Origin of the sequence: Streptomyces seoulensis, assembly GCF_022846655.1 — a bacterium.
Lineage (GTDB): Bacteria > Actinomycetota > Actinomycetes > Streptomycetales > Streptomycetaceae > Streptomyces.
The window spans coordinates 2,054,338-2,080,436 of record NZ_AP025667.1 but is presented as its reverse complement, the minus strand read 5'-3'; the positions used below and the strand labels follow the sequence as shown (position 1 = coordinate 2,080,436).

The window sequence follows — 26,099 nt, the reverse complement described above, 5'->3', positions numbered from 1 at the left end:
GAGCCGAATCAATGCCCCGAGCCGGGGTTTCAATTGCCGGAGAGCACCCTGACCAGCTCGTCCGCCGTCCGGCACCGGTCCAGCAGCTCCTTGACGTGATTTCGCGTTCCGCGAAGCGGTTCCAGGGTTGGCACCCGCTGGAGCGAGTCACGGCCGGGGAGGTCGAAGATGACCGAGTCCCAGGAGGCCGCGGCCACGTCGTCCGCGTACTGCTCCAGGCACCGGCCGCGGAAGTAGGCACGGGTGTCCTCCGGCGGCTTCGTACGCGCCCGCTCGACCTCGGCCTCGTCCAGCAGCCGCTTCATGCGGCCCTTGGCCACCAGCCGGTTGTAGAGGCCCTTCTCGGGGCGTACGTCGGCGTACTGGAGGTCGACCAGGTGCAGCCGGGGCGCGTCCCAGTCGAGGTCGTCACGGCGCCGGTAGCCCTCCATGAGCTGCCGCTTGGCGACCCAGTCGAGTTCCGCGGCCAGGCTCATGGGGTCGTTCTCCAGCCGGGTGAGGGTGTCCTCCCAGCGGACGAGGACGTCCTTGGTCTGGTCGTCGGCGTCGGCGCCGTAGCGCTCCTCGACGTACTTGCGGGCCAGCTCGAAGTACTCCATCTGCAACTGCACGGCGGTGAGCGTGCGCCCGCTGCGGAGCGTGACGAGGTGCTTGAGGGAGGGGTCGTGGGAGACCTGGTGGAGCGTGCGGACGGGCTGGTCCACGGCGAGGTCCACCGCGATGAAGTTGTCCTCGATCATGGACAGGACCAGCGCGGTGGTGCCCAGCTTGAGGTAGGTGGAGATCTCCGAGAGGTTGGCGTCGCCGATGATCACGTGGAGGCGGCGGTACTTCTCGGCGTCGGCGTGGGGTTCGTCGCGGGTGTTGATGATGGGCCGTTTGAGGGTGGTCTCCAGGCCCACCTCGACCTCGAAGTAGTCGGCGCGCTGGCTGAGCTGGAAGCCGTGTTCGTGGCCGTCCTGCCCGATGCCGACGCGGCCGGCGCCCGTGAAGACCTGCCGGGAGACGAAGAAGGGCGTCAGGTGGCGCACGATGTCCGAGAAGGCGGTCTCCCGCTTCATCAGGTAGTTCTCGTGCGTGCCGTAGGAGGCGCCCTTGTTGTCGGTGTTGTTCTTGTAGAGGTGGATGGGCTGGGCGCCGGGCAGCGCGGCGGCGCGTTCGGCGGCCTCGGCCATGATGCGTTCGCCGGCCTTGTCCCAGAGGACGGCGTCGCGGGGGTTGGTGACCTCGGGGGCGCTGTATTCGGGGTGGGCGTGGTCGACGTAGAGCCGGGCGCCGTTGGTGAGGATGACGTTGGCGAGGCCGATGTCCTCGTCGGTGAGCTGGCTGGAGTCGGCGGCCTCCCGTGCGAGGTCGAAGCCTCGCGCGTCGCGCAGCGGGTTCTCCTCCTCGAAGTCCCAGCGGGCCCGTCGGGCCCGGTGCATCGCCGCCGCGTAGGCGTTGACGATCTGGGACGAGGTGAGCATGGCATTGGCATTGGGGTGGCCGGGGACGGAGATGCCGTACTCCGTCTCGATGCCCATTACTCGCCGTACGGTCATGCGGCCCTCCTTGCCCGGCGGCACCCTCTGTCTTGGGTGCTGCTCGCGTACCGCTGGCGCTCCGGTGCGTGTGCGGTGCCCGTCCCCGCACTGCGCGACTCGGCGGTAGGAAAGAGCCTAGAACGCCTTTGCACTGGTGGGGAGATCATTTGCGTCATTGACTGCTCCGGTCGTGGCCTGAAAAGCGAGCGGCTGCGGATGCCCGAGGCGGGCATCCGCAGCCGCTCGGCCTTTTACAGGTACTGACCGGTGTTCGCCACCGTGTCGATGGAACGTCCGGTGTCCGCGCCCTGCTTTCCGGTGATGAGGGTGCGGATGTAGACGATCCGCTCGCCCTTCTTTCCGGAGATCCGGGCCCAGTCGTCGGGGTTGGTGGTGTTGGGCAGGTCCTCGTTCTCCTTGAACTCGTCCACGCATGCCTGGAGGAGGTGGGAGACGCGGAGGCCCTTCTGGCTCTTGTCGAGGAAGTCCTTGATCGCCATCTTCTTGGCACGGCCCACGATGTTCTCGATCATGGCGCCGGAGTTGAAGTCCTTGAAGTAGAGGACTTCCTTGTCACCGTTGGCGTAGGTGACTTCCAGGAAGCGGTTCTCCTCGGATTCGGCGTACATCTGCTCGACCGCCGTCTGGATCATGCTCTGGACGGTGATCTCCTTGTCGCCGCCGTGCTCTCCGAGGTCGTCGGAGTGCAGCGGGAGGCGCTCGGTGAGGTACTTGCCGAAGATGTCCTTGGCCGCTTCGGCGTCCGGACGCTCGATCTTGATCTTCACGTCGAGCCGGCCGGGCCGCAGGATGGCGGGGTCGATCATGTCCTCGCGGTTGGAGGCGCCGATCACGACCACGTTCTGCAGGCCCTCGACACCGTCGATCTCCGCGAGGAGCTGCGGGACGATGGTGTTCTCGACGTCGGAGCTGACGCCGGAGCCGCGGGTGCGGAAGAGGGATTCCATCTCGTCGAAGAAGACGATGACGGGGGTGCCCTCGCTGGCCTTCTCCCGGGCACGCTGGAAGACGAGGCGGATCTGCCGCTCGGTCTCGCCGACGTACTTGTTGAGCAGTTCGGGGCCCTTGATGTTCAGGAAGAAGCTCTTGCCCTGGGCCTGTCCGGTCACTTCCGCGACCTTCTTGGCGAGCGAGTTGGCGACGGCCTTGGCGATCAGGGTCTTACCGCATCCGGGGGGACCGTAGAGCAGGACGCCCTTGGGCGGCCGCAGCTCGTGCTCCTTGAAGAGGTCGGGGTAGAGGTAAGGGAGTTCGACGGCGTCGCGGATGGCCTCGATCTGGCCGCCGAGTCCGCCGATCTGTTCGTAGCCGATGTCGGGGACTTCTTCGAGGACGAGTTCCTCGACCTCGCTCTTGGGCACGACCTCGTAGACGTAGCCGGAGCGGGGTTCGAGGAGGAGGGCGTCGCCGGGGCGGATGGTGACGCCCCGGAGCGGTTCGGCGAGCCGGACCACGCGCTCCTCGTCGGTGTGTCCCAGTACCAGGGCTCGTTCGCCGTCCTCGAGGATCTCCTTGAGGGTGACGATGTCGCCGACGCTCTCGTACTCCATGGCCTCGACCACGTTGAGCGCTTCGTTGAGCATGACTTCCTGGCCGCGCCTGAGGGTGTCGAGTTCGACGCTCGGGCTGACGTTGACGCGGAGCTTGCGGCCGCCGGTGAAGATGTCGGCGGTGCCGTCCTCGTTGGCCTGCAGGAAGGCTCCGAAGCCGGCCGGCGGCTGGGCGAGCCGGTCGACTTCCTCCTTGAGGGCCACGATCTGGTCGCGGGCTTCGCGGAGTGTGTTGGCCAGGCGCTCGTTCTGTGCCGAGACGCCGGCCAGGTTGGTCTGCAGCTCGACGATCCGCTCCTCGAGAATCCTCGTGTGCCGCGGAGAGTCGGCGAGCTTGCGGCGCAGGACGGCGATCTCCTGCTCAAGATAGGCGATCTGCCCGGCAGGGTCGTCGGACCCTCGTCCCGGGCGGATGCCGCGGTTCATGTCGTCGTCGTGGGCTGCCACGGTCCTCACCTCCTCCAAGGGGAGCTGGACGCTTCCAGACCCTACCTGGGTGGGTGTCGATTGAAACCCCTAGATCACAAAGACTGTCAAGGTGTGTCGTCGGTCACCCGGTGCGCTCCCTCTCGCACGGAGGGGATACCCACTGAACGTGATGCGGAAGCCGCTTGTTCCGGGTCGGTGAGTGTCAAGACCCTTCAGGAGTGGCCGGAGTTGCCCTTGGCGGGGTGGTCGGCCGGTTCGTGGGCGGGGTGGAGGGGGTTCGTACGGTCATCACACTGAGCGACGGGACGGGTCCAGGGGTGTCATGTCCAGGATGGCGGGATGTGGCCGGCCGCGGCCTCCGTCTCTCCGGCTGCCCCCTACGGCGCGCGGTATCCGGGGCAGGTGGGAGGAACCCCCCACCCCTTCGCACACGGCGGGAAAGCGGGCGGCGGAGGTAGGGTCGTGGTGTTCGACAGCCGCCGGGCGCATCCGCCCGGCGAATCCAGGTCAGGAGAGATGAGCGTGCAGCAGGAGGCCCCGGACGGCGAGGCGCTGGAGGTCTGGATCGACCAGGACCTGTGTACCGGCGACGGGATCTGCGTCCAGTACGCCCCTGAGGTGTTCGAGCTGGACATCGACGGGCTGGCCTATGTGAAGGACGCCGACGACGAGCTGCTCCAGGGCGCGGGCGCGACGACGCCGGTGCCGCTGCCGCTGCTCACGGACGTGGTGGACTCGGCGAAGGAGTGTCCGGGGGCGTGCATCCATGTGCGCCGCGTTTCGGACAAGGTCGAGGTGTTCGGGCCGGAGGCGGACTGAGTCCGCCACGGGACGGCTCGGGCGAGGACGCGCGCATGCGACGGCATGCGCGCGTCCTTTGCGTCCGGGGTCAGATGCCTCGGGTGTCGGCGGGGGTGGAGCGCAGGAAGGCGTGGCCGTTCCAGCGCCAGGCGGCGGGTTTGCGTACGTCGGGGCAGCAGCTCGGTACGTCGTCGGAGGAGTAGCCGAGCAGAGTGGCCGTCACGGTGCGGGCGCTCAGGCCGAGGTCGGTGACGGTGAGGCGGTCGGCCGGCTGGACGAGGGTGGCGACGATGCGTGGCTTGCCGTCGCCGGTGCTGCGGGTGATGACGTAGACGGCGTCGGGCGGGGTGCCCATGGCGGCGTCGCAGTGGACGACGGCGACCGTCTCGGGTTTGCCGTCGCCGTCGAGGTCTCCGTCGGCCCGGTGGGCGACGACGGCTTCGACGGGGCCGCAGTCCAGGGGGAAGGTGACGCCGGTGGTGCCGGGCGGGGTGGTGGCGGTGGGCGCGGGGGCGGGCCTGGCCTCGGTGGCGTGGGTCGGCTGGGCCGCGGTGGCCGGGCCGGGCTGTACGAGGGAGGACAGTGCGATCACGCCGGCGACCGCGGTGGCCGTGGCGACCCAGTGGATGGGCCGGGTGTCCGTGCGGGCGAGCTCCGGGACGGCGGATTGCTGCACTAGGAGGGTCTCCTGTGGGGCTGTGCCGGTGAAGGGGTGGCCAGCATGGTGTCACACGTCACGGTGGGTGGGAACGGCGGGGCGGGTGCGGATTCGGCGGCCCGGGGGGTTCGGCGGGGTGCATGCGAGGGGCGCCGCGCCCGGGTTCCCGTGGGTGTGGGGACCTGGGCGCGGCGCCCTCGTGTGGTGCCGGGTGGGTGCGGGTCAGCGACCGGCGCCGCCGTCGGCGTTGGGGCCGGCGTAGTCCTCGCCGTAGGCGCCCTTGGCGGGGCGGCGGCGGCGCATGGGCGGCTCGACGCCGTCGGCGAGGCGACGGGCGGTGAGCAGGAAGCCGGTGTGGCCGATCATGCGGTGGTCCGGGCGGACGGCCAGGCCCTCGATGTGCCAGTTGCGGATCATGCTTTCCCAGGCGGTCGGCTCGTTGAAGCAGCCGATCTCGCGGATGGACTCGACGGTCCGGGCGAGCTGGGTGGTGGTGGCGACGTAGGCGCAGAGGATGCCGCCGGGGACGAGTGCCTTGGAGACGGCCTCCAGGCATTCCCAGGGGGCGAGCATGTCGAGGATGACGCGGTCGACGTCGGTGTCGGACAGGTTGTCCTGGAGGTCGCCGACGGTGAGCTGCCAGGCGGGGTGTTCGCCGCCGAAGTAGCGCTCGACGTTCTGCTTGGCGATCTCCGCGAAGTCCTCGCGGCGCTCGTAGGAGTGCAGCATGCCCTGGTCGCCGATGGCGCGCAGCAGGAAGCTGCTCAGGGAGCCGGAGCCCACGCCCGCTTCGACGACGCGGGCGCCGGGGAAGATGTCGGCGAAGGCGAGGATCTGCCCCGCGTCCTTGGGGTAGACCACGGCGGCGCCGCGGGGCATGGACAGGACGTAGTCGGGGAGCAGGGGGCGCAGCGCGAGGTAGGCGACGTTTCCGGTGGTGCGGACAACGCTGCCCTCGGGAGCGCCGATCAGCTCGTCGTGGGGGAAGGAACCCTTGTGGGTGTGGAAGTTCTTCCCGGCCTCGAGCGTGAACGTGTAGTGGCGGCCCTTGGGGTCGGTCAGCTGAACCTGGTCCCCGACCTTGAAGGGCCCGCGCCTGCGGGCGGCACCGGTCGGTTCGGACATGTGACCAGCCTACCGGCAGCCGAGGGGGGTGCCGACCACGGTCGCCGGTAGGGCTAGGAGGGGCGGGCCATGGCCTTGACGAAGGCACGCTCGACGTCGGCCGCCGACAGGACCCCGTAGATCTCGCCGGTGTCCTCGATGACGAGGTACTCGGTCGCGGGGGTGGCGCGCAGGGTGTCCAGGAGTTCCTCGCCGGAGAGTTCCGCGGAGACGCGCATGCCGTCGGTGAGGTCCTGGGCGAGTTCGCTGACGGCGACCCAGGGGCGGCGGTGTTCGGGGACGCCGACGATGGCGGCTTCGCGGACGAGGGAGAGGGGGGTGCCGTCGGCGTCGACGACGACGAGGGCGCGGGCGCCGGCGGCGTTGGCGCGGCGCAGGCCCTCGGAGAGGGGGGTGTCGGTCTGGACGGGGACGGCGCGGCGGGTGAGGGTGCGGGCGCGGAGGTCGGGGAGGTGTTCGCGCAGGCGGGCCATGCGGAGGCTGTTTCCGGCGCCGGTCCAGATGATCGCGGCGAGGATGGCGGCGAGCAGGGCGTCGGTGACGGTGTCCATGCCGCTGATGTCCTGGTCGCCGCCGAGGGCGCCGGACTGGTTGAGCAGGGGCAGTCCGATGAGGACGGAGACGGCGAGGGCGCGGCCGACCCAGGCTGCGGCGACGGTGCCGGTCATGGGTTTGCCGGTGATCTTCCAGACGACGGCGCGGAGCATGCGGCCGCCGTCGAGGGGGAGGCCGGGCAGCAGGTTGAAGATGGCGACGATCAGGTTGGAGACCATGAGGCCGGCGAGGAGGACGCCGGGGACGGTGCCGGGTTGTACGGGTTTGAGGGCGAGGTAGAAGAGTCCGGCGAGGACGAGGGAGAGCAGGGGTCCGACGAAGGCGAGGACGAATTCGCGGCCGGGTGTCTCGGCTTCCTTCTCGATCTCGGAGACGCCGCCGAAGAACTGGAGCTGGATGCGGCGGACGGGGAGTTTGAAGCGGAGCGCGGCGATGGTGTGGGCGAGTTCGTGGACGAGTACGGAGGCGTAGAAGGCGACCGCGAAGAAGAGGGAGACGAGGTAGCGCAGGGCGCCGAGTTCGGGCAGGACGCGGTCGAGCTGGCCGCCGAAGACCCAGGTGATGAGGGCGGCGACGAGGAACCAGCTCGGGGCGACGTAGACCGGTACGCCGAAGGGGCGGCCCATGAGGATGCCGCCGCCGGGTTCCTTGGGGCGCTCGGGGGGCGGGTCGGTGCGGGCGATGCCGGCGTGGGCGAGGGAGCGGTGTTCGTGCTCGGTCCGGTCCTCGGTGTCGGCTGGTCCGGGCCGGCCGGGGGTGGCCCTGTCGTGGTCCGGGCCGTGTTCGGGGTCGTGTTCCGGGTTCGGGGTCGGAGGCACTGGGGGGTGCTCGGCCGGGTGGTCCTCGTCCGGCCGCGGCTTCCCGTTCCCGCCGCTCACGTCCACGGTGTCCCCTCGTTCGAAGCGTCTTCCGCTCGTGACCGGGCGGAAGGGTCTCGGGTCGATGGTATGCGGCCGGGGTGGCGCGGTCCGCTCCGGCACCCTGGTGTTCTCGGGGCGGGGGGTTGTGGGGCTGGGTCGCTGTCGGTGCCGGGCCGTATGGTCTGGGGTCATGGAGAGCAGTGGTGAGGACAGGGCCCCTGAGGGCGTTCGGGGTGGCGAGGGCGGCGCGGAGGGTGTCGCGCGGGTCGTCGTGGCGCCTTCGTCGCTGTCTCCGTCGCGGGCGAGTGATTTCATGCGGTGTCCGTTGCTGTACCGGTTCCGGGTGATCGACCGGTTGCCGGAGAAGCCGAGCGAGGCGGCGACGCGGGGCACGCTGGTGCACGCGGTGCTGGAGCGGCTGTTCGACGTGCCGGCGGCGGAGCGTACGGCGCCGGCGGCGAAGTCGCTGATCCCGGCGCAGTGGGACCGGTTGCGGGAGAGCCGGCCGGAGGTCTCGGAGCTGTTCGAGGGTGATCCGGAGGGCGAGCGGCTGGCGCGCTGGCTGGGTGAGGCGGAGCGGCTGGTGGAGCGCTGGTTCTCGCTGGAGGACCCGACGCGGCTGGAGCCCGCGGAGCGTGAGCTGTTCGTGGAGACGGAGCTGGAGTCGGGGCTGCGGCTGCGCGGGATCATCGACCGGGTGGATGTGGCGCCGACGGGTGAGGTGCGCATCGTCGACTACAAGACGGGCAAGGCGCCGCGGCCGGAGTACGCGGAGGAGGCCCTGTTCCAGATGAAGTTCTACGCGCTGGTGGTGTGGCGGCTGAAGCAGGTCGTGCCGAGGCGGTTGCAGCTCGTGTATCTCGGCAGTGGGGACGTGCTGACGTACGACCCGGTGCCGGCGGATCTGGAGCGGGTGGAGCGGAAGCTGCTGGCGCTGTGGGAGGCGATCCGGGAGGCGACGGAGTCCGGGGTGTGGCGGCCACGGCCGACGAAGCTGTGCGGCTGGTGCGATCACCGTGAGGTGTGTCCGGAGTTCGGGGGTACTCCCCCGCCGTATCCGCTCGCCGTGAGGGCGGCGGAGCCCGGTGCGGACGGCGCGGGCACAATGGGCGCGGTCTAGTGAAGGAGTTCTCTCGTGGCCATCCGCGTTCTTTTGGTCGATGACCAGCCGCTGTTGCGTACCGGGTTCCGGATGATTCTGGAGGCGGAGCAGGAGATCGCGGTCGTCGGTGAGGCCGGTGACGGTCTGCAGGCGCTCGATCAGGTGCGTGCGCTGCAGCCGGATGTCGTGCTGATGGACATCCGGATGCCCCGGATGGACGGGGTGGAGGCGACCCGGCAGATCACGGGTCCGGAGCGGGACGGTCCGGCGAAGGTGCTGGTGCTGACGACGTTCGATCTGGACGAGTACGTGGTGGAGGCGCTCAGGGCGGGGGCGAGCGGTTTCCTGCTGAAGGACGCGCCCGCGGACGAGTTGGTGCAGGCGATCCGGGTGGTGGCGGCGGGTGAGGCGATGCTGGCGCCGAGCATCACGCGGCGGCTGCTGGACAAGTACGCGACGCATCTGCCGTCGGGTGAGGAGCCGGCGCCGAGCACGCTGCACACGCTGACGGACCGTGAGGTGGAGGTGCTGAAGCTGGTGGCGCGCGGGTTGTCGAACGCGGAGATCGCGGCGGATCTGTTCGTGTCGGAGACGACGGTGAAGACGCATGTGGGGCATGTGCTGACGAAGCTGGGCCTCAGGGACCGGGTGCAGGCTGCGGTGTACGCGTACGAGAGCGGTCTGGTGCGGCCGGGCGCGCAGTAGGTCCTGGTACGGGCAGAGGGCGCCCCTTCCTGGTGGGAGGGGCGCCCTCGGTGTGTCCGGGCGGGGTCAGCTCTTGCTGAGTTCCCAGAAGCGGAACACGGTGGAGGCGTCGAGGCAGTATTCGAGGCCGTAGACGCCGTCGCGGACGACGGCGTACTGCTTGGCCTGCCAGACGGGCAGGACGGGCAGTTCGTCGGCGACGATGTCCTGGACCTGCGCGAAGTCCTTGTCGGTGGCGGCGCGGTCGCTCTGGGCGGCGGTGGCCGGGAGCAGGGTGCCGGTGAGGCGGGTGTTGTCGTAGTGGTTGGCGAGGACGTTGTCCTTGCCGAAGAAGGGGGCGGTGAAGTTGTCGGCGTCCGGGTAGTCGGGCACCCAGCCCTTGACGTAGACGCCGTACTTGCCGGCGGCGATGTCCTTCTCGTACTGGCCGAAGTCGACGGACTTGACGTTGGCGTCGAAGAGGCCGCTGGCGTTGAGCTGGGCGGCGACGGCGCGCAGTTCGGCGTCGGTGGCGGGGCCGTAGCGGGCGGGGGTGGACCACAGGGTCAGCTCGACCTTGCCGGTGATGCCGTCGGCGCGCAGGGCCTGGGCGGCCTTGGCCTTGGAGGGGCGGGCGCCGTAGGTGTCGAAGAAGGCGGTGTTGTGGCCGATGATGCCCGCCGGGATGATCGAGTACAGCGGGGTGGCGGTGCCCTGGTAGACGTTGTGGATGAGGGCGTCGCGGTCCAGCAGGTGGGCGATGGCCTTGCGTACGCCGAGCTTTCCGGCGACGGGGTCCTTCATGTTGAAGACGAGGTGCTGGACCTCGGCGCTGCTGCCCTCGATGACGTCGATGCCCTTGGTGCCTTCCTGGGCGTCGATGCCGGTGATGTCGGTGGCGCTCAGGCCGCGGTAGGCGATGTCGATGTCGCCGCCGACGAGGGCCTTCTTCAGCTTCTTCTGGTCGCCGTGGAAGAACTTGAGGGTGACGCCGGAGTTCTTGATGTCGGCGGTGCCCTTGTAGTGCGGGTTGACCGAGAAGACGGCCTGGCCCTTGTCGAAGGAGTCGAGCTCGTAGGGGCCGGAGCCGATGGCCTTGCGGTCGGTGCGCAGCCGGCCGGGGTCGTACTGGCGGTGGTCGACGATGGAGCCGGCGCCGGAGGCGATCTTGCTGGGGAAGGTCGCGTCGGGGGCGTTGAGGTGGAAGACGACGGTCTTGGCGTCCGGCGTCTCGACCTCCTCCAGCGTCGGGAACATGACAGCCGGACCGGCGGGGTCGTTGATCTTCAGCAGGCGGTCGAAGGAGAACTTGACGTCCTCGGAGGTCAGCGAGTCGCCGTTGCTGAACTTCAGACCGGGCTTCAGCTCGCATCTGAAGACGGTGGCGCGCGTGTCACCGAAGGAGCAGGACTTGGCCAGCTCGGGCTCGGGCTGGGTGCCGCCGTTGGGGAAGCTGAGGAGTGACTGGAAGACGTTGTTGAACAGCAGCCAGGAGCCTGGGTCGTAGCCGGATGCCGGGTCGGTGGCCAGGACGTCGTCGGACATCCCCATCACCATCGCCTGGCCGGTGCCCTTGGCGTCGTCGGTACCGGAGCCGCAGCCGGTCAACAGGCCGCAGGCCAGCCCCGCCACCACGGGCAGGACCGGCCACTGGGTGCGCATGTTCACAGCAGTGCCTTGTCGTCGGTTCGTGGCCCGGAGCCGCCGTCGCGGCTCCGGGTACGGGAGACGTCAGCCGCTCACACCACGGCCGAGCTCCCACAGCTGAAGCGTCGAGGAGGAGTTCAGGGCGTAGGAGGTGCCCGTGATGTCGTCCCGCGCGGCGACGTACTGCTTGCCCTGCCACAGCGGCAGCACGGGGACGTCCTCGGCGACGGTGTCCTGGATCTCGGTCAGGCTGTTGCCGGCGTCGAGGCGGTCGGCGTCACGGCGCGACTCGGGGATCAGCGTCCGCTCGATCTCGCTGTTGGAGTACGGCGAGCCGAGGAAGTTGTCCTTGTCGAGGAACGGCGCCAGGAAGTTGTCGGCGTCCGGGAAGTCGGGGAACCAGCCCATGCCGTAGACGTCGTACCGGCCCTTCTGCTCCGCGGGGCGGAAGGTGGCCCAGGGGTGGCCCTGGATGGTGACGTCGAAGACTCCGCTGTCGTTGAGCTGCTTCTGCAGGACCTCGAACTCCTGCTTGGTGGCGGAGCCGTAGTGGTCGGTGGTGTAGTGCAGGGTCAGCTTGACCGGGGCGGTGACGCCGGCCTTGGCGAGCAGGGTCTTGGCCTTTGCGGGGCTGGGGTCGCCGTACTTGTTGAAGAACGAGTTGGAGTGGCCGGCCAGGGTGGCGGGCACCAGGGAGTACAGCGGCTCGGCCTGGGTGCCGTAGACCTTGGAGACCAGTTCGCCGCGGTTGATGACCTGGGCCATGGCCTGGCGGACGGCCTTGTCCTTCACGGTCGGCGCGGCGGTGTTGAAGGCGAGGTAGCGGATCTCCAGACCCGGCATGTCGACCAGCTCGGCGTTGGCGTCCGAACCGCCGTCGAGCTTCTGGATCTGGCCCGGCGACATGGTGCGGCTCATGACGTCGATGTCACCGCGGTCGATGGCGGCGCCCATGGCGTCGGCGTCGTCGAAGGAGCGGATCTCCACCTTGTCGTTGTTCACCTCGGAACTCCCCTTGTACGAGGGGTTCTTGGTGAACACGCCACTGACCATGGCGTCGCCCTTGACCTGGGCCTTGAAGGTGTACGGGCCGGAGCCGTCGACCTCGAAGCCGTCGCGCAGCTTGCCCTTGGCGTAGACCTTGGGGTTGACGATGCCCGCGACCGGGGTGGACAGCTTGAACGGGAAGGTCGCGTCGGCGGTCTTCAGGTGGAAGATGACCTCGCGGTCGCCCTGCGTCTCGACGGTGTCGACGGTGTTCAGCAGGGCGGCGACACCACTGTCGGCCTGGAGCTTCATCGCGCGGTCGATGGAGTACTTCACGTCCGCGGCGGTGACGGGCTCGCCGGAGGCGAACTTCAGTCCGCTGCGCAGCTTGCAGGCGTAGCGCTCGTTGCCGGTGTCGGTGAAGCTGCAGCTCTCGGCGGCCTCCGGGACGGGGCTGCCCTCGCCCTTGGGCTGGGTCATCAGGGTCTGCACGGTCTGGCGCAGGATGTTCCAGGTGCCGACGTCGTAGGCGTAGGCGGGGTCGAGGGGCGCGGGGGCGTCGCTCGTGGCCGTGAACCGGTCCGTGGTGCCGACGACGATGGGGTCGCCGTTCTTGGCCCCACTGTCGGTTCCGCCGCACGCGGCGAGAACCGGCGTGAGCAGGCCGGCCACTGCCGGCAGCACCAGAGTCTTGCGGTTCATGCGGGACTTTCTCCAGAGCTTCGATTCCGTGAACCCGGCAAGCGGGATGGCGCGGCGGATCACGGGGGTTGCTGCGATGTTGTCGCGTCGACATTAGTCCGCGGTCGCAGCGCGGTTCGCGGCCGCCCGAGTTGAGGGCTCATCACGCAGTGAAACCGGGTGTGGACGCACCGAAAAACCGACAGCGGCAGGATTCGTACAACGGTCCATCAATCAGGACACAAGGGCCCGCTGACGGTGCGTGCGGAGCGGTTTTCTGCACACGCGGGCAGCCTTGTCGAGGCCGCCCGGAGTGGCGAACGTCACAGTGTCAACTGCGGTCCGGAATACCGGAATTCGGTCACCCGGACGGCCGGGGAATTAGCTCCTGGGCGCGGTTTTCACGGAATTGCGCCCTGGTCGGCATTGTTTTCGCACGCTGGGTGAACGCCTAGTGCGTGAGCGTCATCAGCCCGCGCAGAAAAGACAGGTCGACCTGTTCCAGCGAGGGTACGACGGTGCGCCGTTCGGCCGGGACGATGGGGGCGATGGAGGGGACGGCGACCACGTGGCAGCCGGCGGCCTCGGCGGCGGCGACTCCGGTGGCGGTGTCCTCGATGACGGCGCACCGGGCCGGGTCGGCGCCGAGTCCGGCCGCGGCGAGGAGGTAGGGGTCGGGGTGCGGCTTGGTGCGGGAGACCTCGTCGCCGCCGATGGAGAGGGTGAAGTGGTGCGGGCCGAGCGTGGTCAGCACGCGGTCGATGATGCGCCGGTGGGAGGCGGAGACCAGGGCGGTGGGGATGTCGTGCTCGTGGAGTTCGGCGAGCAGCCGGGCGGCGCCGGGCATCAGCGGGAGATGGCTGCCGATCCGGGCCTCGAAGCCGTCGTTGAGGAGGACGGAGAGTTCGGCGAGGGTGATGGCGGCGCCGGTGGCCTCGATGAGGAAGCCGGCGCTGCGGGTCATGGGGCCGCCGACGACGACGTGCCGCCAGGACTCGTCGAGGGTGTGACCGAGGGCGGCGAAGACCTCGACCTCGACGTCCCACCAGAAGCCCTCGGTGTCCACCAGGGTGCCGTCCATGTCGAGGAGGACCGCTTGAAGGGCGGAGCCTTCGGCCGTACGGGTTCCGAGCGCGGGGACCGTGCTGGTCATCCGGGCACACCTCCTTGAGGGACGATCAGGCCGGTCCCCGGAAAGGGAACCGGCCTGCGGTGGACCGACCAGCATACGTCGCCTTCGCGCGAAGCGCCTCGTTTACGCCCGGCGTGGCGGGGTACGCGGGCCTGTCCCCCGGCGTGGGACGCCGGACGGGGGCCCGTGTGCCCGTCTCGCCTGGTCAGCGGGCGTTGAAGTACTTCGCCTCGGGGTGGTGGATGACGATGGCGTCGGTGGACTGCTCGGGGTGGAGCTGGAACTCCTCGGAGAGGTGGACGCCGATCCGCTCGGGCTGGAGCAGGTCGGCGATCTTGGCGCGGTCCTCCAAGTTGGGGCAGGCGCCGTAGCCGAGGGAGAAGCGGGCGCCCCGGTACTTCAGGGCGAACATGTCCTCGATGTCGGCGGGGTCCTCACCGGCGAAGCCGAGTTCGGAGCGGACGCGGGCGTGCCAGTACTCGGCGAGCGCTTCGGCCAACTGGACGGAGAGGCCGTGCAGTTCGAGGTAGTCGCGGTAGGCGTTGGCCTCGAAGAGCTTGGCGGTCTCCTCGCCGATGCGTGAGCCGACGGTGACGACCTGGAGGCCGACCACGTCCCGCTCGCCGGACTCCTCCGGGCGGAAGTAGTCGGCGAGGCAGAGCCTGCGGCCCCGGCGCTGGCGGGGGAAGGTGAAGCGGGTGCGCTCGTTGCCGTCCTCGTCCAGGATGATCAGGTCGTCGTCCTTGGAGACGCAGGGGAAGTAGCCGTGGACGACGGCGGCTTCCAGCAGGTTCTCCGTCTGGAGGCGGTCGAGGAGGCCGCGCAGGCGGGGGCGGCCCTCGGTCTCGGCGAGTTCCTCGTAGGTGGGGCCGTCGCCGGCGCGGGCCTGCTTCAGGCCCCACTGGCCCTTGAAGAGGGCGCCCTCGTCCAGCCAGGAGGCGTACTCCTTGAGCTGGATGCCCTTGACGACGCGGGTGCCCCAGAACGGCGGGGCGGGCACCGGGTTGTCGGTGCGCACGTCGGAGCGGACGTTGCCCTCCTGCGGGGTCTCCTCGGGGAGGTCCACGGCGGGGGTGGCGCGGACCCGGCGCTGCTTGAGCTCGGGGAGCTGGGCGCCGGGCACGCCGCGCTTGACGCCGATGAGGGCGTCCATCAGGCGCAGGCCCTCGAAGGCGTCGCGGGCGTAGCGGACCTCGCCCTCGTAGATCTCGTGGAGGTCCTGTTCGACGTAGGCGCGGGTGAGGGCGGCGCCGCCGAGGATGACCGGGTAGTCGGCCGCGAGACCGCGCTGGTTCAGCTCCTCCAGGTTCTCCTTCATGATCACGGTGGACTTGACCAGGAGACCGGACATGCCGATGACGTCGGCGCGGTGTTCCGCGGCGGCGTCCAGGATCGCGGAGACGGGCTGCTTGATGCCGATGTTGACGACGTTGTAGCCGTTGTTGGACAGGATGATGTCGACGAGGTTCTTGCCGATGTCGTGGACGTCGCCGCGCACGGTGGCCAGCACGATGGTGCCCTTGCCCTCGGCGTCGGACTTCTCCATGTGCGGTTCGAGGTGGGCGACGGCCGTCTTCATGACCTCGGCGGACTGGAGGACGAACGGCAACTGCATCTGGCCGGAGCCGAAGAGCTCGCCGACGGTCTTCATGCCGTCCAGCAGGGTGTCGTTGACGATGTCGAGGGCGGGGCGGTCCTGGAGCGCCTCGTCCAGGTCGGCCTCCAGGCCGTTGCGCTCGCCGTCGATGATGCGCCGCTTGAGGCGTTCGTCCAGGGGCAGCGCGGCCAGTTCCTCGGCCTTGCCGGCGCGCAGGGACTTGGCGGTGGCGCCCTCGAAGAGTGCCATCAGCTTCTGGAGCGGGTCGTAGCCCTCGGCGCGGCGGTCGTGGATGAGGTCGAGGGCGGTCTGCACCTCCTCCTCGCTGAAGCGGGCGATGGGCAGGATCTTGGAGGCGTGCACGATGGCCGAGTCCAGGCCCGCCTTGACACATTCGTCGAGGAAGACGGAGTTCAGCAGGATGCGGGCGGCCGGGTTGAGGCCGAAGGAGATGTTGGACAGGCCGAGGGTGGTCTGGACGTCCGGGTGGCGGCGCTTGAGTTCGCGGATGGCGTCGATGGTGGCGATGCCGTCCTTGCGGGACTCCTCCTGACCGGTGCAGATGGTGAAGGTCAGGGTGTCGATGAGGATGTCCTCCTCGCGGATGCCCCAGTTCCCGGTGAGGTCGTCGATCAGCCGTTCGGCGATCTCGACCTTCTTCTCGGGGGTGCGGGCCTGGCCCTCCTCGTCGATGGTGAGCGCGATCAGGGCGGCGCCGTGCTCGCGGGCGAGCCGGGTGACCTTGGCGAAGCGGGAGTCGGGGCCGTCGCCGTCCTCGTAGTTCACCGAGTTGATCACGGCGCGGCCGCCGAGCTTCTCCAGGCCGGCCTGGATGACGTCGACCTCGGTGGAGTCGAGCACGATCGGCAGGGTGGAGGCGGTGGCGAGGCGGCCGGCGAGTTCGGCCATGTCGGCGACGCCGTCGCGGCCGACGTAGTCCACGCAGAGGTCGAGCATGTGCGCGCCCTCGCGGATCTGCTCGCGGGCCAGCTCCACGCAGTCGTCCCAGCGGGCCTCCAGCATGGCCTCGCGGAACTTCTTCGATCCGTTGGCGTTGGTGCGCTCGCCGATGGCGAGGTAGGAGGTGTCCTGGCGGAACGGGACGGACTGGTAGAGGGAGGCGGCGCCCGCCTCGGGGCGCGGCTCACGCTCGGTCGGGGTGAGGTCCCGGACGCGCTCGACGACCTGGCGCAGATGCTCGGGGGTGGTGCCGCAGCAGCCGCCGACCAGGGAGAGGCCGTACTCGTGGACGAAGGTCTGCTGGGCGTCGGCCAGCTCGGGGGCGGTCAGCGGGTAGTGCGCGCCGTTCTTGCCGAGGACGGGCAGGCCGGCGTTGGGCATGCAGGCCAGCGGGATGCGGGCGTTGCGGGCGAGGTGGCGCAGGTGCTCGCTCATCTCGGCGGGGCCGGTGGCGCAGTTCAGGCCGATCATGTCGATGCCGAGGGGTTCCAGCGCGGTGAGCGCGGCGCCGATCTCGGAGCCGAGCAGCATGGTGCCGGTGGTCTCGACGGTCACGGAGACGATGACGGGCAGGTCGATGCCGAGGGCGTCCAGGCCGCGCCGGGCGCCGAGGACGGCGGCCTTGGTCTGGAGGAGGTCCTGGGTGGTCTCGATCAGCAGGGCGTCGGCGCCGCCGGTGACCAGACCCTCGGCGTTGCGCTGATACGCGTCGCGCAGGGTGGTGTAGGGGGCGTGGCCGAGGGTGGGCAGCTTGGTGCCCGGGCCCATGGAGCCCAGCACCCAGCGGGGGCGGCCGTCGCGGGCGGTGAACTCGTCGGCCACCTCGCGGGCGACGCGGGCGCCGGACTCGGAGAGTTCGTGGACGCGCTCGGGGATGTCGTACTCGCCGAGGGCGGAGTGGTTGGCGCCGAAGGTGTTGGTCTCGACGCAGTCGACGCCGACCGCGAAGTACTCCTCGTGCACGGAGCGCACGATGTCGGGCCGGGTGAGGTTGAGGATCTCGTTGCAGCCCTCGAGCTGCTGGAAGTCGTCGAGCGTGGGTTCCTGGGCCTGGAGCATGGTGCCCATGGCTCCGTCGGCGACCACCACACGGGTGGCGAGTGCCTGACGGAGCGCGGACGCACGGGTCCGGCTGTCGGCGGAAGGGGACGTCGGCGACGAGGCCATGAAGGGGCTCCCTTGAGTGCGACGGCTGTCGGCTATGCGCCTGCCCAGGACGGACCTGGCGTGGGGCACGGCGCCAGAGTAACCGCCAGTGGGCTTGGATGGGCACAGGCGTCCACGACACGGACGCGGATGGCGGAGTCCGGCCGGGCGCGTGCCGTGGCTGGAACCATGGGTGTCCGGGACGGTCCTGCTCATTGGCGGGAGGTCGACATCGACCGGTAGTGTTCGGCATTGCCGAACGCGCATGGGATGGCTCGGCGGGTGGCCGAAGCGGACGGAGGCAGGACGGCGATGGCACGGAACATCCAGTCGCTCGAACGGGCGGCCGCGATGCTGCGTCTGCTCGCGGGCGGCGAACGGCGGCTCGGCCTCTCCGACATCGCCTCGTCGCTGGACCTGGCCAAGGGCACCGCGCACGGCATCCTGCGCACGCTGCAGCACGAGGGCTTCGTGGAGCAGGACGAGGCTTCGGGCCGCTACCAACTGGGCGCCGAGCTGCTGCGGCTGGGCACGACCTATCTGGACGTGCACGAGCTGCGCGCGCGTGCGCTGGTGTGGACCGACGACCTGGCCCGCTCCAGCGGGGAGAGCGTGTACCTGGGTGTGCTGCACCAGCAGGGCGTGCTGATCGTGCACCACGTCTTCCGCCCGGACGACAGCCGGCAGGTGCTGGAGATCGGGGCGATGCAGCCGCTGCACTCCACGGCGCTGGGCAAGGTGCTCTCCGCCTACGACCCCGTCGCGCACAGCGAGGCGCTGGACTCCTCCCGCAAGGCGTTCACCGACCGTACGGTGTGCGCGCCGGAGGACTTCGAGCACGTCCTGGACCTCACACGGGCCCGCGGGTACGCGGCGGACGTGGAGGAGACCTGGGAGGGCGTGGCCTCGATCGCCGCGCCGATCCACGACCGGCGCCGGATGCCGGTGGGCGCGGTGGGCATGGCGGGCGCGGTCGAGCGGCTGTGCCGGGACGGCGAGCTGCGGCCGGAGCTGATCGCGGCGGTGCGGGACTGCGCCCGCGCGGTGTCACGGGACCTGGGCGCGGCCCGCTTCTGACGTTCGGATACGGCCCCCCCGCACGCGGGGGTGGGTCTGCTGTGCCCCCGTCCGTAACGATCCTGCCCTCAGCGTTCTTTTTCGCCCCCGGAACCCTTGACGCGTGTGCGCGGCGAAAGCAAGACTCCCGTCCGTCGGTCGGCATTGTCGAACACCTATCGGTATTACACGTTAGGGTGTGACAGCGCCTAGGGCCGGCTTCCCCCTGGACGAAGGACAAAGGAGTCGCGGGTGTCCAGCTCCGACATCTTCATCGGCGAGACCATAGGTACCGCCATACTCATCCTGCTCGGCGGCGGTGTGTGTGCCGCCGTGACGCTGAAGGCGTCCAAGGCGCGCGGCGCCGGATGGCTGGCCATCGCCTTCGGGTGGGGTTTTGCCGTTCTGACGGCCGTCTACACCTCGGCGCCCCTCTCCGGCGCGCATCTCAACCCGGCCGTGACCCTCGCACTGGCGATCAAGGATCACGACTACGGCAACCTCCCCGTGTACTGGGGCGGCCAGTTGCTCGGCGCGATGATCGGCGCCACGCTGGTCTGGGTGGCGTATCTCGGCCAGTTCCACGCGCACCTCACCGACCGGGAGATCGTCGGCGGGCCCGGTGCGCAGGACACGGTCAAGGCGGTCGAGGCCGAGGAAGCGGCCGCGGGCCCGGTGCTGGGCATCTTCTCCACCGGTCCGGAGATCCGGAACGCGGTGCAGAACCTCCTGACGGAGATCATCGGAACGATCGTGCTGGTGCTGGCGGTCCTCACGCAGGGCCTGAACAACGAGGGCAACGGTCTGGGCCCGGTGGGCGCCCTGATCACGGCCCTGGTGGTCGTCTCGATCGGCCTGTCGCTGGGCGGTCCGACGGGGTACGCGATCAACCCGGCCCGTGACCTGGGCCCGCGCATCGTGCACGCCCTGCTGCCGCTGCCCAATAAGGGCGGTTCGGACTGGAGCTACGCGTGGGTCCCGGTCGTCGGTCCACTGATCGGCGGCGCCATCGCTGCGGGCATCTACAACGTCGCTTTTGCTTGATGAGTAACGATTTGCGCAAAAAGCACCGATCATTCAAGTAAGCGCCGTAAGCACCGCACCTCACCTCGGATCTCCCAGGAGCACACAGTGACCGACGCCCACACCGCAGGCCCCTTCATCGCGGCCATCGACCAGGGCACCACCTCCTCGCGCTGCATCGTCTTCGACCGGGACGGCCGGATCGTCTCGGTGGACCAGAAGGAGCACGAGCAGATCCTTCCGAAGCCGGGCTGGGTCGAGCACGACGCGAACGAGATCTGGACGAACGTCCAGGAGGTCGTCGCCTCCGCCATCGCCAAGGCCGGCATCACCCGCGACGACATCAAGGCGATCGGCATCACCAACCAGCGCGAGACGACCGTGCTGTGGGACAAGAACACCGGTGAGCCCGTCCACAACGCCATCGTCTGGCAGGACACCCGCACCGACGCCCTCTGCCGGGAGCTGGGCCGCAACGTCGGCCAGGACCGCTTCCGCCGCCAGACCGGCCTCCCGCTGGCCTCCTACTTCGCCGGGCCCAAGGCCCGCTGGCTGCTGGACAACGTCGAGGGCCTGCGCGAGCGCGCCGAGGCGGGCGACATCCTCTTCGGCACCATGGACAGCTGGGTCATCTGGAACCTGACCGGCGGCGTGGACGGCGGCAAGCACGTCACCGACGTCACCAACGCCTCGCGCACCATGCTGATGAACCTGCACACCATGCAGTGGGACGACAAGATCTGCGAGTCCATCGGCGTCCCCGAGCAGATGCTGCCCGAGATCCGGTCCTCCGCCGAGGTCTACGGCGAGATCACCGGCGGCAGCCTGGGCGACCTGCTCGGCGGCATCCCGGTCGCCTCCGCGCTCGGCGACCAGCAGGCGGCCCTGTTCGGCCAGACCTGCTTCTCCGAGGGCGAGACCAAGTCGACCTACGGCACCGGCACCTTCATGGTGATGAACACCGGCGAGAAGATCATCAACTCCTACGCCGGTCTGCTGACCACCGTCGGCTACAAGATCGGCGACAAGCCGACGGTGTACGCCCTGGAGGGCTCCATCGCCGTCACCGGCTCGCTGGTGCAGTGGATGCGCGACCAGATGGGCCTGATCTCCACCGCCGCCGAGATCGAGACGCTCGCGCTCTCGGTCGAGGACAACGGCGGCGCCTACTTCGTACCGGCCTTCTCCGGCCTGTTCGCCCCGCACTGGCGCTCCGACGCGCGCGGTGTGATCGCGGGCCTGACCCGGTACGTCACCAAGGCGCACCTCGCGCGCGCCGTCCTGGAGGCCACCGCCTGGCAGACGCGGGAGATCGCGGACGCCATGACGAAGGACTCCGGGGTCGAGCTGACCACGCTCAAGGTGGACGGCGGCATGACCGCGAACAACCTGCTGATGCAGCAGCTCGCGGACGTGCTGGACGCCCCCGTGGTGCGCCCGATGGTCGCCGAGACCACCTGTCTCGGCGCCGCCTACGCCGCCGGTCTCGCCGTCGGCTTCTGGTCCAGCACCGACGAGCTGCGCGCCAACTGGCGCCGGGCCGCCGAGTGGACCCCCCGCATGGACGCGGAGACCCGCGACCGTGAGTACAAGAGCTGGCTCAAGGCCGTCGAGCGGACCATGGGCTGGCAGGACGAGAGCTGACCGGGCCGGCACAGCCGCCAGGTCCGGCTCCGACGAGGAGTTAAGTACCCGACATGACCAGTCCCACCACCCTGAAGTCCGTACCTGCCCTTGGCACGCACCCGGCCTCCGGCTCCAACCCGAGCCGCGCCGAGACCAGGGAGCAGCTCGCGGGGGCGTCGTACGACCTACTTGTGATCGGCGGCGGCATCCTGGGCATCTCCACCGCCTGGCACGCCGCGCAGTCCGGGCTCAGGGTGGCGCTGGTCGACGCCGGTGACTTCGCCGGCGCCACCTCCTCCGCCTCGTCCAAGCTGCTCCACGGCGGTCTGCGCTACCTGCAGACCGGCGCGGTGCGGCTGGTGGCGGAGAACCACTTCGAGCGGCGGGCGGTGTCCCGCCAGGTGGCCCCCCACCTGGCGAACCCGCTCACCTTCTACCTCCCGGTGTACAAGGGCGGCCCGCACGGCGCGGCCAAGCTCGGCGCGGGCGTCTTCGCCTACTCGGCGCTCTCCGCGTTCGGGGACGGCGTGGGCCACCTGCTCTCGCCCTCGAAGGCCGCGCAGGACGTGCCCGAGCTGCGCACCGAGAACCTGAAGGCCGTGGCCGTGTACGGCGACGACCAGATGAACGACGCCCGCATGGCGCTGATGACGGTCCGCGCGGCCGTCGACGCGGGCGCGGTCGTCCTCAACCACGCCGAGGTCACCGGGCTGCGCACCACGCGCGGCCGGGTCACCGGCGCCGAGCTGAAGGACCGGCTCACCGGGGAGGAGTTCGGCGTCAACGCCCGCCTGGTGCTGAACGCGACCGGACCCTGGGTGGACCACCTGCGCCGGATGGAGGACCCGCACGCGGCCCCCTCGATCCGTCTGTCCAAGGGCGCGCACCTGGTCCTGAAGCGCACCGCCCCCTGGAAGGCGGCGCTGGCCACCCCGATCGACAAGTACCGCATCACGTTCGCCCTGCCCTGGGAGGACATGCTGCTGCTCGGCACCACCGACGAGGTGTACGAGGGCGATCCGGCCGACGTGTCCGTCACCGAGGCGGACATATCCCAGATCCTGGACGAGGCCGCGTTCTCCGTGCGGGACCAGCAGCTCCAGCGGGATCTGATCACCTACTCCTTCGCCGGGCTGCGGGTGCTGCCGGGCGGTCCCGGTGACACCGCGAAGGCGAAGCGGGAGACCGTGGTCACCGAGGGTCCGGGCGGCATGCTGTCGGTGGCCGGCGGCAAGTGGACCACGTTCCGGCACATCGGGCGCACCGTGCTGAAGAAGCTGGAGGAGCTGCCGGGCCGGCCGCTCGGTGACGACTTCGAGCCGGTGTCGGAGCTGCCCAAGCGGCTGCCGCTGCCCGGTGTCGCCAACCCGCGCGCGGTCGAGCACCGGCTGCTGGTGGACCGTCCGGCGCCCGGTCCGCGCATGGGCGCCGACACCGCCCGCCATCTGGCCACGCACTACGGCTCGCTCGCCTTCGACATCGCCCGCCTCGCCAACGAGCACCCCGAGCTGGCCGAGCGGGTCCACCCGGACGCCCCGGAGATCTGGGCGCAGGTCGTCTGGGCCCGCGACCAGGAGTGGGCCGAGACGGCGGACGACGTGCTGCGCCGCCGCACCACGCTCACCATCCGCGGCCTGGCCACCGACGACGTGCGCGCCAAGGTGCGCGAGGTCCTGGACGGCAAGCGGAAGTAGACGCCGTGTGAGGGGCGGTTCCGTGCCGACGGAACCGCCCCTCACACGCATTCGCACCTCCATCCGCCCCCGAACACTTCCGTGCGCTCCCTCGAACGTGTTTCGAAGTGCGTGTTTAACACCTTCTCTACGGCTAAAACGGATCTTTCCGACAACAGTCGGATGGGACAGAGGCCGAGTGGGACGAGGTCCGGTGCGGGGAGCGGTCATATGCGAGGCGGTTGGCACACTGCGCGGGCACGGCGGCGTCTCGGGTTCGCCGCGTGCGGTGCCGCGCTCGCCGCGCTCGCGGCGGTCCTGCGGTTCTGGTGGCTGGACGCGGCGGTCGCGGGCGTCCTGATCTCCGCGATCGGCGCGTTCGTGTCGGTGGTGGCCCTGGTGGCCGACATCCTGCGCGGCGACGGGGACCCGCCGCTGCGCTCGGCGGCCGAGGACCGGCGCCGGGCCGCCGACGCGCTGGCCGAGGTGGTCCGGGACCAGTGGGCGGCGGAGGCGCGGTCCCGGCGGCTGCGGGACCCGATGCCCATCGAGGTGCGCTGGGCCCCGGCCGACCGGCGGCTGGCGGACCACCCGGAGAACATCCGGCGCGGCCAGCCGCTGCCCGCCCCGCGCGACGCCGTGGTGCAGCACGTCGCCGACCCCTTCCCGGTGCCGTCCGGCCGGCGGCTGGTGGTGCTGGGCGGTCCGGGCTCCGGCAAGAGCGTGCTGGCGCTGCGGTTCGTCCTCGGCCGGCTGGCCGTGCGGACACCGGGCGGCCCGGTCCCGGTGATCGTCCCGCTGGCCGGCTGGGACCCCTGGCGTACGGGGCTGCGCGACTGGCTCGCCGAGCGGCTGGCCGCCGACTACCCGCCGCTCGCCGCCGCCGACGGCCGTCGTACCCTGGCCCGCGCCCTGCTGGACTCGGGGCTGGTCATGCCGGTCCTGGACGGCTTCGACGAACTGGCCCGGCCCGGCTGGGCGCAGGCCGTACGGCGCGTCAACGCCGAGCTGGACGACGATCTGCCGCTGCTGCTGACCAGCCGCAAGGAGGCGTGGGCGACGGCGGTGGCCGAGGGCGACGTGCTCACCGCGGCCGAGGTGGTCGAGCTGCTGCCGCTGGACCTGGCGCAGGCCGCGGCCCACCTGGAGCGCACGGCCCGGCCCCTGTCGACGGCGGACGGCGCACGGGCCACGGTGTGGACGCCCGTACTGCGGGAGCTGCGCGAGCGGCCCGGGTCGGTCCCGGCGCGGGCGCTCACCACTCCCCTGATGGTCTCGCTGGCCCGTGCCGTGTACGGCGACACCTCCGGCGACCCCTCGGAGCTGCTGGACGCCGGGCGCTTCCCCACGGTGGCCTCGGTCGAGGAGCACCTGCTCGGGGCGTTCGTGCCCGCCGCGTTCGCCGGTTCCGGGCCACGCGCCACCTCGGACGCGGCGCGCCGGCTCACCGTGCTGGCGCGGGCGTTGCAGCACCGGGACACCGGCCGGCTGGCCTGGTGGGAGCTGGAGTCGATGCTGCCGCGCGCGCTGCGGGTGTACACGCCGGGGCTGCTGGCGCTGGCGGTGCAGGCGTTGCTGGTGCTGCCGGTGATGCTGGCGCGGGTGGTGAGCGGGCAGGCCGGGACGGAGGACGTGGTGTCGGTGGGCGCCACGCTGTTCGGCCAGACCCTGGGCTTCGCGTTCGGGGCCGCCTGTCTGCTGCCGCGCGACGGCGGCCTGCCCAGCAGGAAGTTCATGCTCCGCCAGACCGTGCTGACCGCGCTGGTGAGCGGCCTGCTGTGGGCGGCGTTCGCCTGCACCGACGATCTCCGGTTCGGCTTCCGCTACGGCACGGTGACCGACGGCTGGATGCCGGATCTGCTCGGCGGGTGCCTGTTCTCGCTGCTGTTCACGCTGTTCTTCGGCATCGCGGGGCTCCCCCGGCGGCCGGTGCCGCTCAGCCTGCCCTGGAGCGGTGCGGCGGGCCGGGCGGTGGCCCGTGTGCTGGGCGCCGGCCTGCTGCTGGGCGGCGCGGGCTCGGCGGGGTCGGTGCTGCTGGACTCCTCGCGCGACCCGTGGACCGCGCTGATCGGCACGACCTGTATGGCGGCGGGCACGGCGCTGCTGGTGAGCGGCACGCACCGGCAGGACGGCCCGCATCCGGGCCGGGCGGGCCGGGTCGGCCAGCGGTTCGCGGCCGGGGCCGTGCGGGGCACCGCGGCGGCGCTGCTGATCGGGATCACCGCCTGCACGGCCGCCGGGCTGACCGCGGTCGGGGTGACGGTGCTGAGGTCGGGCGGCGTGGAGGACCTGGCGGGCAGGCGGATCGACGACTGGCGGTTCGCCGTGCGGGACGGGGTGCGGACGGCCGCCACCTCGCGGCCGCTGCGGGGCATGATGCTGATCCCCGGCGACGGGGCGCGGCCCATCGCCTACCCCGGTGACGCGGAGCCGCCCGACTGCACGATCCCGCTGGTGCACGACCGCGGGTGCCGCCCCTTCACGTCCCGGCGGACGGTGTTCGAGTCGCGCAACGGGGTCGTGGTGGTGCGGCTGGCGCTCACCGGCGGCGTGACGGAGGCGTATCCCGCGAATCTGCGGTCCGTGCTGCCCGCGCCCGCCCGTGGCTGGCTCACCCAGGGCCCCGCGATGGGGCTGCTGGCGCGGTGTCTGCCGCCGTTCGTGGCCAGCGGTGTGCTGATCGGACTGGTGGGCGGGTGCGTGTGCGGGGTCTACCGGGCGCTGAGCGTGCCGTCGGACATCATGCGGGCGACCGGTCCCGCTTCCTCGCTGCGGACGGACCGCACGGCGTCGTTCACGCGTGCGGGTGTGGTGGCGCTGCTGGTGGCGCTGGTCTGCGTGCCGGTGATGGTGCTGCCCGGTGACTGGGGCGGCCTCGCGCATGTCGGGACCCGGCTGTGGCTGCCGCTGGGCGCGGCGGCGCTGGCGCTGAGTGCCTGGGGGCGGTTCGCGGTGGCCCGGGTGTGGCTGGCGGCGACCGGGCGGCTGCCGTGGCGGTTGATGGCGTTCCTGGAGGACGCCCACCGGCGGGGCGTGCTGCGCAGGTCGGGGGCGTGCTTCGAGTTCCGGCACCTGCGGCTGCAGTCCCACCTGGCGGGCGGCGGTGCGCCGCAGGCGCGGGACGGGGGCGGCCCGGTCGAGGGCGCCTGGGAGCAGGCTCCGCTGCGGGGTGTTCCGGGCCGGGGTTCGGGGCAGTGATCCGTTCAGCCCCTTGCGAGGGGGCTGCGGAGGCTCCCGTCGGACGCCGTAAGGTTGGGTGGTCA

17 protein-coding genes are annotated in these 26,099 nt (G+C 70.6%); 8 read left to right on the top strand and 9 right to left on the bottom strand.

Features of this window, described 5'->3' with window-relative positions:
* Window positions 1–29 precede the first annotated feature (29 nt).
* Both dop and arc read right to left on the bottom strand, forming a co-directional pair.
* A complete protein-coding gene (dop, locus tag HEK131_RS09530; RefSeq protein WP_346267326.1) occupies window positions 30–1,541 on the bottom strand; it encodes a depupylase/deamidase Dop in 1,512 nt (503 codons plus the stop codon).
* Between the two features lie 233 nt (window positions 1,542–1,774).
* A complete protein-coding gene (gene arc, locus HEK131_RS09525; protein ID WP_161147834.1) occupies window positions 1,775–3,541 on the bottom strand; it encodes a proteasome ATPase in 1,767 nt (588 codons plus the stop codon).
* A 498-nt stretch (window positions 3,542–4,039) separates the two neighbouring features.
* Here arc and HEK131_RS09520 point away from each other — a divergent pair, with 498 nt between their 5' ends.
* Window positions 4,040–4,342: a ferredoxin gene (locus HEK131_RS09520; RefSeq protein ID WP_217460807.1), complete on the top strand. Its 303-nt coding sequence runs from the start codon at window positions 4,040–4,042 to the stop codon at window positions 4,340–4,342.
* Between the two features lie 70 nt (window positions 4,343–4,412).
* Here the strand turns inward: HEK131_RS09520 and HEK131_RS09515 are convergent, their stop codons facing one another.
* The 3 genes from HEK131_RS09515 to HEK131_RS09505 all read right to left on the bottom strand — a co-directional run bounded on the left by HEK131_RS09515 (window position 4,413) and on the right by HEK131_RS09505 (window position 7,714).
* Window positions 4,413–5,000 carry a hypothetical protein gene (locus HEK131_RS09515; protein ID WP_244334373.1) on the bottom strand — a complete coding sequence of 196 codons (588 nt, stop codon included), beginning with the start codon at window positions 4,998–5,000 and terminating at the stop codon, window positions 4,413–4,415.
* 204 nt (window positions 5,001–5,204) lie between these two features.
* Entirely contained in the window at window positions 5,205–6,107 is a 903-nt protein-coding gene (locus tag HEK131_RS09510; RefSeq protein ID WP_161147831.1) for a tRNA (adenine-N1)-methyltransferase, read from the bottom strand.
* Between the two features lie 53 nt (window positions 6,108–6,160).
* On the bottom strand, window positions 6,161–7,714 hold the full coding sequence (locus HEK131_RS09505) for a site-2 protease family protein (RefSeq protein WP_432215619.1): 1,554 nt from the start codon (window positions 7,712–7,714) through the stop codon (window positions 6,161–6,163).
* Between HEK131_RS09505 and HEK131_RS09500 the strand changes: the two genes are divergently transcribed.
* Together HEK131_RS09500 and HEK131_RS09495 are read left to right on the top strand one after the other, a co-directional pair.
* On the top strand, window positions 7,713–8,642 hold the full coding sequence (locus HEK131_RS09500) for a RecB family exonuclease (RefSeq protein ID WP_244334371.1): 930 nt from the start codon (window positions 7,713–7,715) through the stop codon (window positions 8,640–8,642). The two genes, HEK131_RS09505 and HEK131_RS09500, sit on opposite strands and share 2 nt — an antisense overlap.
* 15 nt (window positions 8,643–8,657) lie before the next feature.
* Entirely contained in the window at window positions 8,658–9,329 is a 672-nt protein-coding gene (locus HEK131_RS09495) for a response regulator (RefSeq protein WP_161147828.1), read from the top strand.
* 66 nt (window positions 9,330–9,395) lie between these two features.
* On the opposite strand, the gene HEK131_RS09490 is transcribed toward HEK131_RS09495, so the two are convergent.
* The 4 genes from HEK131_RS09490 to metH all read right to left on the bottom strand — a co-directional run bounded on the left by HEK131_RS09490 (window position 9,396) and on the right by metH (window position 17,479).
* Window positions 9,396–10,976 carry an ABC transporter substrate-binding protein gene (locus tag HEK131_RS09490; protein WP_244334370.1) on the bottom strand — a complete coding sequence of 527 codons (1,581 nt, stop codon included), beginning with the start codon at window positions 10,974–10,976 and terminating at the stop codon, window positions 9,396–9,398.
* Window positions 10,977–11,039: 63 nt separating this feature from the next.
* Window positions 11,040–12,644, bottom strand: a complete 1,605-nt coding sequence (locus HEK131_RS09485; protein WP_217460802.1) for an ABC transporter substrate-binding protein — start codon at window positions 12,642–12,644, stop codon at window positions 11,040–11,042.
* Between the two features lie 430 nt (window positions 12,645–13,074).
* Window positions 13,075–13,776, bottom strand: coding sequence for an HAD family hydrolase (locus HEK131_RS09480; RefSeq protein WP_161147825.1), 702 nt, complete (start codon window positions 13,774–13,776; stop codon window positions 13,075–13,077).
* Between the two features lie 184 nt (window positions 13,777–13,960).
* The gene (gene metH, locus HEK131_RS09475; protein ID WP_217460801.1) at window positions 13,961–17,479 is read right to left on the bottom strand and encodes a methionine synthase; all 3,519 of its coding nucleotides are present in this window, start codon (window positions 17,477–17,479) and stop codon (window positions 13,961–13,963) included.
* 291 nt (window positions 17,480–17,770) lie between these two features.
* Between metH and HEK131_RS09470 the strand changes: the two genes are divergently transcribed.
* The 5 genes from HEK131_RS09470 to HEK131_RS09450 all read left to right on the top strand — a co-directional run bounded on the left by HEK131_RS09470 (window position 17,771) and on the right by HEK131_RS09450 (window position 26,034).
* Window positions 17,771–18,535: an IclR family transcriptional regulator gene (locus HEK131_RS09470; RefSeq protein ID WP_217460800.1), complete on the top strand. Its 765-nt coding sequence runs from the start codon at window positions 17,771–17,773 to the stop codon at window positions 18,533–18,535.
* 231 nt (window positions 18,536–18,766) lie between these two features.
* Window positions 18,767–19,558: an MIP/aquaporin family protein gene (locus HEK131_RS09465; protein ID WP_217460799.1), complete on the top strand. Its 792-nt coding sequence runs from the start codon at window positions 18,767–18,769 to the stop codon at window positions 19,556–19,558.
* A gap of 87 nt (window positions 19,559–19,645) precedes the next feature.
* Window positions 19,646–21,181, top strand: coding sequence for a glycerol kinase GlpK (gene glpK, locus HEK131_RS09460; protein WP_217460798.1), 1,536 nt, complete (start codon window positions 19,646–19,648; stop codon window positions 21,179–21,181).
* 53 nt (window positions 21,182–21,234) lie between these two features.
* Window positions 21,235–22,857 (top strand): glycerol-3-phosphate dehydrogenase/oxidase, encoded by a 1,623-nt coding sequence (locus tag HEK131_RS09455; protein ID WP_244334369.1) that lies wholly within the window; start codon window positions 21,235–21,237, stop codon window positions 22,855–22,857.
* 210 nt (window positions 22,858–23,067) lie between these two features.
* Window positions 23,068–26,034 carry a hypothetical protein gene (locus HEK131_RS09450; RefSeq protein ID WP_244334368.1) on the top strand — a complete coding sequence of 989 codons (2,967 nt, stop codon included), beginning with the start codon at window positions 23,068–23,070 and terminating at the stop codon, window positions 26,032–26,034.
* Window positions 26,035–26,099 lie beyond the last annotated feature (65 nt).

Coding starts and splice junctions, on each gene's coding strand:
- HEK131_RS09520 (WP_217460807.1), top strand. CDS start 4,040: ATGAGCGTGCAGCAGGAGGCCCCGGACGGCGAGGCGCTGGAGGTCTGG.
- HEK131_RS09480 (WP_161147825.1), bottom strand. CDS start 13,776: ATGACCAGCACGGTCCCCGCGCTCGGAACCCGTACGGCCGAAGGCTCC.
- HEK131_RS09470 (WP_217460800.1), top strand. CDS start 17,771: ATGGCACGGAACATCCAGTCGCTCGAACGGGCGGCCGCGATGCTGCGT.
- HEK131_RS09450 (WP_244334368.1), top strand. CDS start 23,068: ATGCGAGGCGGTTGGCACACTGCGCGGGCACGGCGGCGTCTCGGGTTC.
- metH (WP_217460801.1), bottom strand. CDS start 17,479: ATGGCCTCGTCGCCGACGTCCCCTTCCGCCGACAGCCGGACCCGTGCG.
- HEK131_RS09500 (WP_244334371.1), top strand. CDS start 7,713: ATGGAGAGCAGTGGTGAGGACAGGGCCCCTGAGGGCGTTCGGGGTGGC.
- HEK131_RS09505 (WP_432215619.1), bottom strand. CDS start 7,714: ATGACCCCAGACCATACGGCCCGGCACCGACAGCGACCCAGCCCCACA.
- HEK131_RS09485 (WP_217460802.1), bottom strand. CDS start 12,644: ATGAACCGCAAGACTCTGGTGCTGCCGGCAGTGGCCGGCCTGCTCACG.
- HEK131_RS09510 (WP_161147831.1), bottom strand. CDS start 6,107: ATGTCCGAACCGACCGGTGCCGCCCGCAGGCGCGGGCCCTTCAAGGTC.
- dop (WP_346267326.1), bottom strand. CDS start 1,541: ATGACCGTACGGCGAGTAATGGGCATCGAGACGGAGTACGGCATCTCC.
- HEK131_RS09455 (WP_244334369.1), top strand. CDS start 21,235: ATGACCAGTCCCACCACCCTGAAGTCCGTACCTGCCCTTGGCACGCAC.